12 protein-coding genes are annotated in these 12,695 nt (G+C 66.7%); 4 read left to right on the top strand and 8 right to left on the bottom strand.

Annotated features, from left to right (window positions below; genetic code table 11):
* Window positions 1-9 precede the first annotated feature (9 nt).
* From rfbD to IT540_RS13950, 8 genes are all read right to left on the bottom strand, one after another.
* Window positions 10-897 (bottom strand): dTDP-4-dehydrorhamnose reductase, encoded by an 888-nt coding sequence (rfbD, locus tag IT540_RS13985; protein WP_291179022.1) that lies wholly within the window; start codon window positions 895-897, stop codon window positions 10-12.
* A 155-nt stretch (window positions 898-1,052) separates the two neighbouring features.
* Complete coding sequence (locus IT540_RS13980) at window positions 1,053-1,526, bottom strand: hypothetical protein (RefSeq protein ID WP_291179018.1); 474 nt, start codon at window positions 1,524-1,526, stop codon at window positions 1,053-1,055.
* Window positions 1,496-2,416, bottom strand: coding sequence for a class I SAM-dependent methyltransferase (locus IT540_RS13975; protein ID WP_291179015.1), 921 nt, complete (start codon window positions 2,414-2,416; stop codon window positions 1,496-1,498). Before IT540_RS13975 ends, IT540_RS13980 begins: the two co-directional genes overlap by 31 nt.
* Window positions 2,413-4,020, bottom strand: coding sequence for an NAD(P)/FAD-dependent oxidoreductase (locus IT540_RS13970; protein WP_291179012.1), 1,608 nt, complete (start codon window positions 4,018-4,020; stop codon window positions 2,413-2,415). The genes IT540_RS13975 and IT540_RS13970 overlap by 4 nt, the downstream gene beginning before the upstream one ends.
* A 51-nt stretch (window positions 4,021-4,071) precedes the next feature.
* Window positions 4,072-4,356 (bottom strand): hypothetical protein, encoded by a 285-nt coding sequence (locus tag IT540_RS13965; protein WP_291179009.1) that lies wholly within the window; start codon window positions 4,354-4,356, stop codon window positions 4,072-4,074.
* 96 nt (window positions 4,357-4,452) lie between these two features.
* Window positions 4,453-6,579: a glycosyltransferase gene (locus IT540_RS13960; RefSeq protein WP_291179006.1), complete on the bottom strand. Its 2,127-nt coding sequence runs from the start codon at window positions 6,577-6,579 to the stop codon at window positions 4,453-4,455.
* A gap of 1 nt (window position 6,580) precedes the next feature.
* Entirely contained in the window at window positions 6,581-7,867 is a 1,287-nt protein-coding gene (locus IT540_RS13955) for an HlyD family efflux transporter periplasmic adaptor subunit (protein ID WP_291179003.1), read from the bottom strand.
* 120 nt (window positions 7,868-7,987) lie between these two features.
* A complete protein-coding gene (locus IT540_RS13950) occupies window positions 7,988-8,884 on the bottom strand; it encodes a branched-chain amino acid aminotransferase (RefSeq protein WP_291179000.1) in 897 nt (298 codons plus the stop codon).
* Window positions 8,885-8,964: 80 nt separating this feature from the next.
* On the opposite strand from IT540_RS13950, the gene IT540_RS13945 reads away from it, so the two are divergent.
* The 4 genes from IT540_RS13945 to IT540_RS13930 all read left to right on the top strand — a co-directional run.
* A complete protein-coding gene (locus IT540_RS13945) occupies window positions 8,965-9,564 on the top strand; it encodes a MarR family transcriptional regulator (RefSeq protein WP_291178997.1) in 600 nt (199 codons plus the stop codon).
* Window positions 9,561-10,286 (top strand): response regulator transcription factor, encoded by a 726-nt coding sequence (locus tag IT540_RS13940; RefSeq protein WP_291178994.1) that lies wholly within the window; start codon window positions 9,561-9,563, stop codon window positions 10,284-10,286. Before IT540_RS13945 ends, IT540_RS13940 begins: the two co-directional genes overlap by 4 nt.
* 4 nt (window positions 10,287-10,290) lie before the next feature.
* The gene (locus IT540_RS13935; protein ID WP_291178992.1) at window positions 10,291-11,730 is read left to right on the top strand and encodes an ATP-binding protein; all 1,440 of its coding nucleotides are present in this window, start codon (window positions 10,291-10,293) and stop codon (window positions 11,728-11,730) included.
* Between the two features lie 203 nt (window positions 11,731-11,933).
* Window positions 11,934-12,695: DUF4010 domain-containing protein (locus IT540_RS13930; RefSeq protein WP_291178990.1), on the top strand; the 762-nt coding region annotated here is incomplete at its 3' end.

Here is a 12,695-nt window from a genome sequence, read left to right as displayed (position 1 = left end):
GGCGACCAGTCAGGCCGACACGAGCCGCTCGACGCAGGCTGCCACGCCTTGCTGCCAGGGCGGCAGGCTAAACCCGAAAGTGCGCGCGAAGAGCGTGCAATCGAGCTCGGAGTTGATTGGCCGTGACGCCCTTGCCGGATAGTCGGCGGATGCGATGGGCTCGAGCGGTGCTCCGGCCGTGCCGTGGCCGGCGGCGCAGGCAAGGATCTCGCTCGCCAGGTCAAGCCATGACGCGGCGCCCGTGCCTGCGGCGTGGTAAGTGCCCCACACGGGCGTGTCGCGCGTGTCGGCGGTGAGCTTGCCGGCGAGGTCCAGGATCGCGGCTGCCAGATGGGGTGCATAGGTGGGGTTGCCCCGCTGGTCGGACACCACGCGCAAGGGCGCGCCGCCGACGGCCGCTCCCATGATCCGGGTGGCGAAGTTCTGCCCCGCGGGGCCGAAGACCCAGCCGGTGCGGATGATGACGTGATGTGGGTTCGCAGCCCGCACGGCCGCCTCTCCCGCGAGCTTCGAGCGCCCATAGACGGTTGCAGGGCAGGGCTCGTCGCTCTCGTCGTAGGGCGCCTGTTTCGTGCCGTCGAAGACGTAGTGCGTCGAGAGGTGGATAAGCGGGACGTTGCGGCGCGCGGCGGCCTGGGCGAGCAACCTCGCGCCGTCCCTATTGAGCGCGAAGGCGGCGTCCGGGTCCGTCTCGGCCTGGTCGACAGCCGTGTAGGCGGCGGTGTTGATGACGACGGTCGGCGACAAGTCGCCAAAGGCGCGCTCGATGGAGCGCGGGTCGCGCACGTCGAGAGCCGGGCGTCCGGCAGCGAGCGCCTTGATCTCAGATCGGGACGGCGCCAGCTCGATCAGAGCGCGCGCCACCTGTCCGTGCCAGCCGGCGATCAGCAATCGCATGGACTCTCCCGGGGTTGCGGGTCAGCCTCTCCGCATCATAGCAGCCTTCGCGCCGCCGATGCGCGCGGCAGGCAGGCGCGCCAAGAACGCAACCGGGGCGCCGCCCCAGCCGGGCAACGCCCCGATTTGATCATTGGCGCAAAAAAAGGCGCCGCTCAGGCGCACGCGGCCAGACGCACCGGGCCGGCACCTTCGGGGGCAGGCCCTTGCTGCTGTTGCTGCATCGGCTGGTGTTGATACGCTGTCTGGTGCGACATTGGCATCGGCATCGGTTGCGGCGGCATCGACTGGAAGTGCTCACGCAGCGAGCGCATGGGATGCAGGCTCGGGTGGCCACCGAGCGCACCGCTCACGACCTCCTGATCCATGCCGTGCTCCAGGCACTCGTGCGCCAGGTCGTGCGCGTACTTGACCAGAGCCTCGTGCGTCGCGGCGTGGAATGCCTCGATGAAAGCGGCGCGCGCACGGCTGCCGGCCACGAAGCCCTCATTGCCGAGCAGCTCGATCGTATACTCGGAGCCCGAGAGGCGCGTGACGCCGAGGATCAGATTGCGCACCGCTCGCAGCTCGCGCTCAAACTCGAAGGCCAGATCCCTCTTCATGGCCATGTAGACAGAAAGCTTGCCCATCTCGCAGCGTCCCTTTGAATCGCGCCGATTCGCTTGAGTTCGAGGCTCCGCCCATTCGCTTTACAAATGGTTAAGGCGCGTGTCGATTTGAGACCTTTTTTCATAGCGATATCATATATTTGTATTGTATGCGGCGGTTGTGCGCGCCCGACCAGCAACGCGAGAGACCAAGTGAAACGCCGCGGCCGACGCGGGTCGCTCCACGGCGCGGCCAGCAAGGCCTCCAGCCGGGCAACGGGATCGGTCCCGTTCGCTGCGACGTAGCGGCCGGTCGCGGACCAACTGCGCAGATATCCCGCCAGCTCGGCCAGAGACCAATCGGCGCTCAAGCTGAACGACGGCGCCGCGATGCGCGCGAACGGAAACGCAAGGTCGCGATAGCCGGCCTCGACGTGGCGCCGCTCCGGCGGCCAGTAGGGGCCGACCGTCTCGGCGTAGAACTCCTGCAACGCATGATCGATTGTAGGATCATCCATGCGAAAGGTGCCGTAGCACCAAGCCGCGACGAGGCCGCCAGGCTTCAAGACGCGCCGTGCCTCGGCATAGAAGCGGTCGAGGTCGAACCAGTGCAGAGCCTGCGCGACGGTGACGATATCCGCCACGGCATCGTCCAGTCCGCTCCGCTCGGCCGGAGCGACGCGATATTCAATGCGTGGGTGCGGCTCGGCTTCGGAAATCTGCGCCGCGCTGGCATCCGTCGCGATGACGCGCGCGAACTTGTCGACGAGGTGGTGTGCGGCCTGCCCGTTTCCCGTGCCGCAGTCCCAAGCCAACTCATGCTCCGCGCACTGGGCTGCCAGCCAAGCGAACAAGTCCTTCTGGTAGCTTGGCCGGCTTTGCGCGTAGGTGGCCGCCAAGGCGCTGAAATGATCCTTGAAGTCGCTGCTCACCGCGCGCCTCCCCACCAGCCCCTGAAATCGCGGATGATCTCGCGGGCGGCATTGTGGCCCGGAACACCGGTGACGCCGCCGCCGGGATGGGCGCCGGACGCGCACAAGTAGAGGCCGGGCAGCGGCATGCGATAGTCGGCGTGGCCGAGCACAGGGCGGAGCGCGAATAGCTGATCCAGCGACAGCGCCCCGTGGAAGATGTCGCCGTCGACCATGCCGAATCGCTGTTCGAGATCCAGGGGCGACAGGAGCTGGCGGGCGAGGACGCTCGCCTTGAAGTTCGGCGCATGCCGCGTGACGGTCTCGATGACGAGGTCGGCAAAAGCTTCCTTCTCGGCCGGGTCGGCCCAGGAGCGCGGCGACGGCAGGTGGGGTGCTACGTGTTGTACGAACAGGCTCGCCACGTGGCGGCCAGGCGGCGCCAGCGTGTCGTCGAGCGTCGATGGGATCAGCATCTCGACGACGGGCTCCTTCGACCAACCGCCGGACCTGGCGTCGAGCCAGGCGCGCTCCAGGTAGTCGAGCGTCGGGCCGATGACGATGCCGGAGGCGAGATGATCGGTGCCGTCGCGGTTCGGGCGGCAGGTGAAGTCCGGCAGCTCGGACAGCGCGACGTTCATGCGGAAGGTGCCGGAGCCGGACTTGAGCGTCGCCAAGCGCGTGTGCAGCGCGGGATCGACGGCGCCTTGCGGGACGAAGCGCGAGAACAGCAGCTTCGGAGGGATGGCGGCGGCGACGGCACGGGCGCGCACGGTCTCGCCGGACGCGAGCACGACGCCGGTCGCGCGGCCTTTTTCAATTGCAACCTCGCGCACTGCGACATCCGTGCGAATCTCGGCGCCACGCTCGCGCGCGGCGGAAGCAATGGCGGCGCTGATAGCGCCCATGCCGCCCACGGCGTGGCCCCAGACGCCGGCCTTGCCGTTCACCTCGCCGAAGCAGTGATGCAGCAGCACGTAGGCGGTACCGGGCGTCGAAGGCGCGGCGTAGGTGCCGACGATGCCGTCGAAGGCGAACGCCGCCTTGACGGTCTCGTTCTCGAACCAGCGGGCGAGGAAGTCGGCCGCGCTCTCGGTGAAGAGGCCGGCGAGGTCGCGTTGTGCGTCGATGGGCTGCTTCAGGATGGAGCGCGAGAGGCGTGCGGCGTTCCACAACGCCGGCAGGCCGCCACCCGCATTCGGCGGCGTTTCGAGAACAAGACCTCTCAGGACGGAGGCGGCGCGTTCGAGGGCCGCATCGTACTCGGGAAGGCGCGCGGCGTCGCGTTCCGAGAACGCGGCGAAGGCCTGCTGGCGGGCGGCAAGGCCGTAGGGCATGAGCAGCGCGCGATGCGCATCGACGGGCCAGAAGTTGGCAACCGGGCGCTCGACGATGCGCAGCCCATGACGCGGGAGATCGAGGTCGCGGATGACCTTCGGGTTGAGCAGGCTCACCGTGTAGGCGGCGACGGAGTTTCTGAAGCCGGGCGCGAACTCCTCGGTGAAGGCGGCGCCGCCCACGTGCGCGTTCTTCTCGAGAACAACCACCTTGAGGCCGGCAGCAGCCAGGTAGGCGGCGGCGGTGAGGCCGTTGTGGCCGCCGCCGATGATCGCAACGTCGTGCACGTCCGGCTGTCCTCTCCTGGCGCCCTGCTTGGGAGGAGGACTACCCCGAGCCTAGCCCCAGGTGCAAACGGACTTGTGGCAGCGCCTGCGCGTGCCGCCGATCACGCAGCTCGATGCCTCGAAGCGGCAGACGCGGCAGCTATAGGACGAAAGGCAGCCGCGGTAGCTGCCGCCTTTGGTGAAGCGGCAGGTGACGATGGTCTGGCAGTCCCGGCCGGGATTGATCGATCCGCCGGGGCCTTCCTGGGCGAAGCCGGTGGCGGACGTCATTACGGCCGCGCTCAGAACCAGCGCCAGACCGGCGGCACTGATGGTGGCTTTGCGCAGAGGTGTCATGGCTCGGACCTCGTGGCTGCATCCACATCGTCGATTTTCTGCCACCTTTCGGCCCGGTGCAACGAGAGATCGGAGTAAACAAGAGCATGGCGGCGGTTAACCAATGGCTCGGCGTTCCGTAACGAGTTGGTCCCAGCCATGCCGTTCGCTGCGCGGCGGCACGACAAGGCTCCGGGCCGGCAGCTTCTCCTCGGGTGTCGCTCGAAGCGAATCCGGTGCGCGGTCCGCTCCACGGCGCGTGGCGGCCGAGGGCGTCGCCCAGATGCTCCTTACCATCTCGCCTGTGACAGACCACGCCGATACGTCCGCCGTCATCTCCGGTCTCTTGGACGTGAAGAGCTTACGGATGAGAAGGTCGCGCTCGATCCCCGTGACGGGATCGAAGGCGACACCGATCCGCCCCGGCATGCGTCGCACGATGCGGCCCGGCAGCGCGCCCACCTCCGGAACGAAGAGCCTGATCGGCTCGTCGGGAGCTTCAGCCGAGGTGATGTCCGTTGCCACGCTGGCGCCCGTCAGCGAGATGTCCGTCAGTCGGCCGAGGCCACCCTCGTGGCCGGACGCCATGATCCAGACCGGGTCGGTGACCTCGAACCGCTCCTCGCCGCGCCAGACTGCGCCCTGCAGCGAGAGCATGCAGGCGAGAAAGAGGAGCAGGATGTTGTAGGCGCCCCATGTCGCCACGACGGATAGCAGCGCGTCCTGCTGGACTATGCGCCATTCGGGCACGAGGTTCACGAGGATGCCGGCCATGGTCGCCACCATGAGCCCGGCGGCAATCCAGAAGACCGTCGAGTCGTACCCGGCCGATCCTGCGGCGCCGCCTTTCGGCGTGACCTTGAAGGTATGCCCGAAGGGTTTGGCCAGTGTCACGAGCAGCGTGGGCAACAGCCTGAAGCTCTGGAAAACTCCGAGCACCTGCGAGGCGAGCGGGAAATACTGCTGCGGCGCGTAAAGGCATATGCCGCCGACGACCGCGAGGATCATCGGAAGCAGATGGACCAGCACGGATTCGATCGTCACGTTGACCATGGGGAGTACGCCGGTCCACATGAAGACGATGGGCACCATGAGGCCAAAGACCATGCTGAGGCTTTGCGACAGCCAATGCGTCGGCAGGAACAGCAGACGCTGCATCAGCGAGAGCCCCGGGCCGAGCGGGCCGGCGCGCAGGAACAGGATCTGCATGGCGCCGCGCGCCCAGCGGCTGCGCTGGATGAAGAACGCCCGCAGCCCTTCGGGGGCGAGGCCGAACGCAAGGCGCTCGTTCAAGTAACGCGTCAGATAGCCCGCGCGGAGGAGCTTGAGGCTGAGCAGCATGTCCTCGGTCAGGGACTCGGTGGGCAGCTTGTCGCCGATGGCGCGCAGCGCCTCGCGGCGCGTGACGGAGTTCGATCCGCAGCAGAAGGCGGCGTCCCAGCCGTCCCGGCTCGGCATGATAGCCTCGAAGAAGAAGCGCTGGTCGTCAGGGATGGTCTTGCGAACGGCAAGGTTCGTCTGCAGCGGATCGGCATTGTAGAACGTGTGCGGGACCTGGACGATGCCGATGCCCGGATCGGCGAAGAAGCCCATCGTGCGCATGAGAAAATCGCGCTGGACGACGAAATCCGCATCGAAGAGGGCCACGTATTGGCCGTCCGTCTTGGTCAGCGCGTGGTTGATGTTGCCGGCCTTGGCGTGCGCATTGTCGGGCCGCGTGATGTAGCCCACGCCCTTCTCCTCGCAGTAGGCCTTGAGCCACGGGCGCTTGCCGTCGTCGAGCACCCAGACCGCGAAGTCCGGATAGTCGAGGCAAAGAGCGCCCGTGATGGTCTTCTCAAGGACCTCGAGCGGCTCCGAGTAGGTCGGGATGTAGACGTCGACGGAGGGAAGCTGCTCCGGGGCCTCGCCGCGCAACCGCGCCTCATGCGCATCGGCCTCGTCGCGCCGATCGCTCGTGCGCAGGAAGCAGAGGTAGAGGATCAACGCATCGAAGAGCGCGAACATCTCGATGGCGAAGCACAGCCATATCCACGCCACCTCGTACCAGGTGCCGGATGCCGGAAGAACCGTGACCGTTACGCGCCAGATGAGATAGCGCGCCACGATGAGCCACACGAAGCCGAAGATCAGGAGCCTCGCCGAGCTCCGCCTGATGTCGAGGAGAGGCCCCAGCACATAGACCGCGCCCACGACCATGAGCAGCGGCGCCAGGACTTCCAGAACCGGCGCGTCGAACTGCACCTCAGTTCTCCGCGACGTTCACGACAGGCGTGAAGACCGCAAGGATCGGCTGGAACAGTTTGCCCAGGTTCTCCACGAAGGCCGGCGCCTTGCGCGGGAAGCGCACCTCGGCGAGGCGGCCGATGTCGCAATAGTTCTTGTCATCGGGTGCCTTGTCGGGAGGCAGGCTGACCTCGACGGTCACGTTGCCGCTGGTGGCCACGGGAACCTGCGCGGCAAAGAGGCGGTCGTCGCCCCGCGCGGCCGAGCCCATGACCCGGCGCACGAGGCCTTCGCGGCGCTCGCCGCTGCCGATCAGACGCACGGAGGCGGGATCTCCGGGCTTGATGCTTTCGAACTCGCGCTCCGGAAGCTGCACGGCGACGAAGCGGTTCTTGCAATCGGTCAGGTCGAGCACGGCCTGTCCCTGCACGACGACCGACCCCGGGCTCGCGGACACGGACCACACCACGGTGTCCGCCGGCAACGTCACGTCGTATTTTCCAAGGTGCTCGACGCGGCTCCTTTCCTCGCCGATGTCGGCGGCAAGCTGGGTGGCGCGTGTGCCGTTCTCGTTCACCTCCCGCTCGAGATCCTGGCGACGGAGGAACAGCCGCTCGCGCTGCTGCTGCGTGTAGGGCACGTCGTTGGCGGAATCGCGCAAGAAGACGCCGTTCTTCATGGCGCCGAGCTCGGCCTTCAGCCTTTCAAGCCGCGCCGAGGCCATCTTGCAGCGCGTCATGGTCTCCTCCTGGCGGGCCAGAGCCTCGGCGGATTTGATCTGCGAGGTGGCCCCCGTGTCGGCGAGGCCCTGCAGCTTCGATCCGATGTCCCGGCGATGGCTCATCTCGGCAAAGCAGCCGGTCTTCTCCGCATCGGCCTCGGCGATCTCCTGGCTGATGCGGGCGAGCATGCCGTCGCGGTAGGCCTGCATGCGCTGCTCCAGCTCCGCGTCGAGGGCGGCGATCTCGGCGAGCTGCTTCCTGGCGAACTCGGCGCGATCCTTCGCGGCCGCCTGCTGGCCTTCCATCTCGAGCAGCCGCTGACGGTCGGCGGCATACGACTTGATCAGCGTCAGCTGCTCGGGCTCGGCGATGTACTGGCCCTTGTGGGGCAGCTCGGCGGACAGATAGCCCGGAATGGGCGCCGTGATACGCATGACCTCCGAGTTGATGAAGGCCGAAGAGGAGACGCGATAGGCGGCGAACGGCGCGAAAGCCCAAAGCCCCAAGGCAATGAGAAGGACGGCCAGTGCGATGCGGCTCGCACGGGCGCTGACTACGGAGCGGATGAACGATTGTGTCGGCATGGCGGCACCAGTCGCTGATTTCGAGAAGAAAATAACTCCTCGGGATCAGCAATCTTTGATGCTTCGAATGCCGTTCTGAGTTGTTGGCTAAAAAGCTGTTAAACGCCCCGCTGCGCTTGCCTACTCGGCGGCAAGCTTCTTGTCGGGTTGTACAAGCGCCATGTAGTCGTTGAGCAATGTCTCGGAGATCTGGCCCGGCTTGTACCTGAAATCGCCGATCTCCGAGACCGGCGTCACCTCGGCCGCGGTGCCGGTGATGAAGCATTCCGAGAACGAGCCCAGCTCGTCCGGCACGATGGCGCGCTCGCGAACCTCCAGCCCGCGCTTCTTCGCGAGCGCGATAACCGTGCGGCGCGTGATACCGTCGAGGAAGCAGTCCGGCTCCGGCGTATGCAGCACACCGTCCTTGACCAGGAAGATGTTGGCACCCGTGCACTCGGCGACGCGCCCGCGCCAGTCCAGCATCAACGCGTCGGCGTAGCCCGCGCGCTCGGCGCGGTGCTTCTCGACGGTGCAGATCATGTAGAGGCCGGCGGCCTTGGCCTTGGTCGGCGCCGTGGCAGGGTCCGGACGACGGTACTTCGCAAAGCCGATACGAATGCCCTTGAGCCGCTGCTCCATGGGGAAATAGGAGCCCCAGTCCCAGGCGGCGATGGCCAGGTGAATCTTGGTGAGCTGGGCGGAGACGCCCATCTGCTCGCTGCCACGCCAGGCGATCGGGCGGACGTAGCAATCGGTGAGCTTATTGGCCGCAACCACGTCGCGGCATGCCTGATCGATCTCGGCCACGCTCTGCGTGATCTCAAACTCCAGAATGCGCGCGCTCTCGACGAGGCGCTCGGAGTGCTCAGTCAGCTTGAAGATCTCGCCGCCGTAGGCCCGCTCGCCCTCGAACACGGCGCTGCCGTAGTGCAGCGCATGTGTCAGGATATGGATATCCGCCTCGCGCCAGGGGACGAGTTTGCCATCCATCCAGATGAAACCGTCGCGATCGTGATAAGGAACGATCTCAGCCATGGTGAGGTCCTATTCGGCTCCGTATCCCGGGCGCGGCAACGGGTCCATCCGTCGATGAAAATAACTTGCCAGGAGTATCAATGGCCTTCAAATATGTCAACATGGCTGACATAACTCGAGACCCCACTGCGGTCCGCCGCAACGGCTCCCGGCGCGACGGCAGCGAGGACGAAGCGGAGCAGGGCGCGGAGCGCGCCGATCTCATCACGCATGTCGAGCTTCTGTTCTTCGCCTACCGCGATTTCACCGGCGATCCAGATGCCGTGCTCGCCCAATACGGGTTCGGCCGCGCGCACCATCGGGTGCTGCATTTCGTGCACCGCAACCCCGGCCTCAGAGTTGCCAACCTTCTCGAGATCCTGAAGATCACCAAGCAGTCCCTGGCGCGCGTGCTGAAGCAGCTCATCGGCGAGGGCTTCATCGCGCAGCGGGCGGGGGCGGAAGATCGCCGCGAGCGGCTGCTGTACGCGACGCTCAAGGGAGCGCGGCTTGCCGAGCGGCTGACGGCGCTGCAGGTGAAGCGCCTGGAGGCGGCGCTGGCAGCCGCGGGACCGGAGGCGGAGGCGGCGACAAAGCGGTTCCTGCTTGCCATGATCTCGGAGGAGGATCGCGCGCAAGTGGAAAGCTTGGTCCGCGTGCTGCAACCCAGGGATAAGATCAGCGAGGAGGACCGCTCATGACCTCTTTAGCCGGCCAACGGGCAGAGCCGCTGCCCGACGATGCGCCCCACGTGCTGATCGTGGACGACGACCAGAAGATCCGCGACCTGCTCGCACGCTATCTCTATTCGCAGGGCTTCCGCGTGACGACGGCGGGGGACGCCGAGATGGCGCAGGCCTCGCTCAGGGGGCTCGACTTCGACATCGTGTTGCTCGACGTGATGATGCCGGGGATCAGCGGGCTCGAGCTCGCACGCGAGATCAAGCGCCATCGCGACATCCCGATCTGCATGCTGACGGCGCGCGCCGAGCCCGAGCAGCGCATCGAGGGCCTCGAGGCGGGCGTCGACGACTATGTGCCGAAGCCGTTCGAGCCGCGCGAGCTCCTGCTGCGGCTGCGCAACATCCTGCGGCGCGGGCAGACGGGCCAGCCCGGCGCGGTGGCGCAGTCCGACGAGATCCGCATGGGAACGCTCGTGTTCCACATCGCGCGCGGAGAGCTGCGCCGCAACAACGAGACCATCAAGCTCACCGAGCGCGAGCGCGATCTCCTGCGCCAGTTCGCGCAGAAGCCGGGGGTGCCGATCCAGAGGTACGAGCTTTCCACCGACGAGACGCCCGGAAACGACCGTGCCATCGACGTGCAGATCAACCGGCTGCGCCGCAAAATCGAAACCGATCCCTCCAACCCGGTCTACCTGCAGACCGTGCGCGGCAAGGGTTACATCCTTTACACAGACTGAGCCCGTGGATCTCCTCGGCCCATTCACGAATGCCTCGGGCCGCGCCGGACGGGCGTTCCGGTCGTTCGTGGAGGTGTCGGCGCCGGTCGTCGAGCGGATCAAGGCGCTGCACAAGAGCTTCCTCGGCCTGCTCGCCGAGTCGATGCCCAAGGGCCTCTATGCCCGCGCGCTCATCATCATCATCGCGCCGATCGTCGTGCTCGAAGGCGTGATCGCCTTCGTGTTCATGGAGCGCCACTGGCAGAACGTGACGCGGCGCCTCTCGGAGACGACGGCGCGCGACATCGCCGCACTGATCGACTTCTACGACAAGGCGGAGGCCTCCGAGTATGACGAGATCATCCGCATCGCGCGCGAACGGCTCAACCTCTCGATGCAGATCCTGCCGCCCGGCGACCTGCCCCAGGCACGGCAGAAGCCGTTCTTCGACCTTCTCGACCGAGCGCTCTCGAAGGAGATCTCGCGGCAGGTCAAGCGGCCGTTCTGGATCGACACCGTCGGACAGTCGCGGCACGTCGAGATCCGCGTGCAGCATACGGAATCCATCCTGCGCTTCCTCGCCGTGCGCACGCAGACCTATGCCTCCAACTCGCACATCTTCCTGCTCTGGATGGTGGGATCAAGCGTGATCCTGCTCACCGTCGCCATCCTCTTCCTCAGGAACCAGATCCGGCCGATCCTGCGGCTCGCCGATGCCGCGGACGCCTTCGGCAAGGGCCGGCCGGTGCCGGACGACTTCCAGGTGCGCGGCGCGCGCGAGGTGCGGCAGGCGGCGGCGGCGTTCATCGAGATGCGCAACCGCATCCGCCAGCACGTCGAGCAGCGCACGACGATGCTGGCCGGCGTCAGCCACGATCTCAGGACGGTGCTCACGCGCTTCAAGCTCGAGCTGGCGTTCATGGGCGAAGGGCCGGAGGTGGCTTCCCTCAAGGCCGACGTCGACGAGATGCAGCATATGCTCGAAGACTACCTCGCGTTCGCGCGCGGCGACGGCGGCGAGGAAGCGACCATGACCAACCTCACCGAGCTCCTGCAGGATGTGCACGAGGAGGCGCAGGTGTACGGCACGGCCATCGAGCTCAAGCTCAGGCGGCGGCGCGGCGACATCATCCTTCCGCTGAAGCGCCAGGCGTTCAAGCGGGCAATCACCAACCTGGTCTCGAACGCGGTGCGCTACGGCGATCAGATCGTGATCCGTGCGGCGACGGAAGGCTCGTGGCTGCGTGTGGAGGTGGACGACAACGGGCCAGGCATCCCGCCCTCCGAGCGCGCCAACGTGTTCAAGCCGTTCTACCGCATCGACCGATCGCGTAACCAGGACGACGGCAACAGCGGCCTCGGCCTCGCCATCGCGCGCGATATCGTCAAGAGCCACGGCGGCGACATCACGCTCGGCGAAAGCTCCATGGGCGGCCTACGCGCCATCATCTCCGTGCCGCTGTAGCGCGGAATCCGCCTGGCTGCGTTGCGTCCGTGGTGCCCCCTCACCCCCATCGGGGAGAGGTAAAGGAGGCGCGACCCCCTTCACCGTTGGGGAGAGGTCGGCGGCGAACGGAGTGAGCCGACAGGTGAGGGGGCGCCGCATTTCAATTAACGAAGAAAAGAGGCTAAGGAATCCATCTGAACCCCGCCGATGGATCTTGGCGCATGGATCAGCAAGAACTCTTTCTCCGCCTCGCCGTCGCACTCGCTATCGGGTTGCTGGTCGGCCTCGAGCGCGGATGGCAGACGCGCGAGGATACCGATCGCCAGCGGGCGGCCGGACTGCGCACGTTCGCGCTCACGGGACTGCTCGGCGGCATCTGCGGGCTGATATCCGCAGTCAGCTCGCCGGTCGTGCTCGCCGCCGGGCTCGTCGCCTACACCGGCGCGCTGCTCGCCTTCAGTTTCCTTGAAGCCACCGCCGAGAAGAACTTCAGCGCGACGAGCGTGGTCGCCGGCATCCTCACCTTCGTGCTCGGCGCCTATGCCACGCTCGGCAACAAGACGGTGGCGGTGGCTGCCGCCGTCGCCATGGCCATCCTGCTCGCGCTGCGCGACCCCCTGCATAGCTGGGTGCGCAATCTGACTTGGGTCGAGATGCGCAGCGCGCTGATGCTGCTCGCCATGACGTTCCTGCTGCTGCCGATCCTGCCCAACCGGACGGTCGATCCCTGGAACGTCCTCAACCCGGCGGAGATCTGGCTGCTCGCGATCCTGATCGCGACCATCTCCTTCACGGGCTACATCGCCGTGCGCGTGCTCGGCGACCGCAAGGGCATCGCCGTTGCCGCGATCGCCGGCGGGCTCGCCTCCTCGACCGCCACCACGCTCTCCTTCTCCCGCCTGGCGCGCGATCATCCGGAAAGCGCACGCCTTCTCGCAGGCGGCATCCTGCTGGCGGGCGCGACCATGCTCGCGCGGCTCGTC

This window comes from Hyphomicrobium sp., assembly GCF_020852195.1.
GTDB lineage: Bacteria > Pseudomonadota > Alphaproteobacteria > Rhizobiales > Hyphomicrobiaceae > Hyphomicrobium_C.
Note: the sequence above shows the minus strand (reverse complement) of the source record. Positions and strands in the feature narration are given on the sequence as shown.

Bases quoted from the DNA above. Each gene is read 5' to 3' on its own strand.
- IT540_RS13955 (WP_291179003.1), bottom strand. From the start codon at position 7,867: ATGCCGACACAATCGTTCATCCGCTCCGTAGTCAGCGCCCGTGCGAGC.
- IT540_RS13950 (WP_291179000.1), bottom strand. From the start codon at position 8,884: ATGGCTGAGATCGTTCCTTATCACGATCGCGACGGTTTCATCTGGATG.
- IT540_RS13980 (WP_291179018.1), bottom strand. From the start codon at position 1,526: ATGGGCAAGCTTTCTGTCTACATGGCCATGAAGAGGGATCTGGCCTTC.
- IT540_RS13965 (WP_291179009.1), bottom strand. From the start codon at position 4,356: ATGACACCTCTGCGCAAAGCCACCATCAGTGCCGCCGGTCTGGCGCTG.
- IT540_RS13945 (WP_291178997.1), top strand. From the start codon at position 8,965: ATGGCCTTCAAATATGTCAACATGGCTGACATAACTCGAGACCCCACT.
- rfbD (WP_291179022.1), bottom strand. From the start codon at position 897: ATGCGATTGCTGATCGCCGGCTGGCACGGACAGGTGGCGCGCGCTCTG.
- IT540_RS13940 (WP_291178994.1), top strand. From the start codon at position 9,561: ATGACCTCTTTAGCCGGCCAACGGGCAGAGCCGCTGCCCGACGATGCG.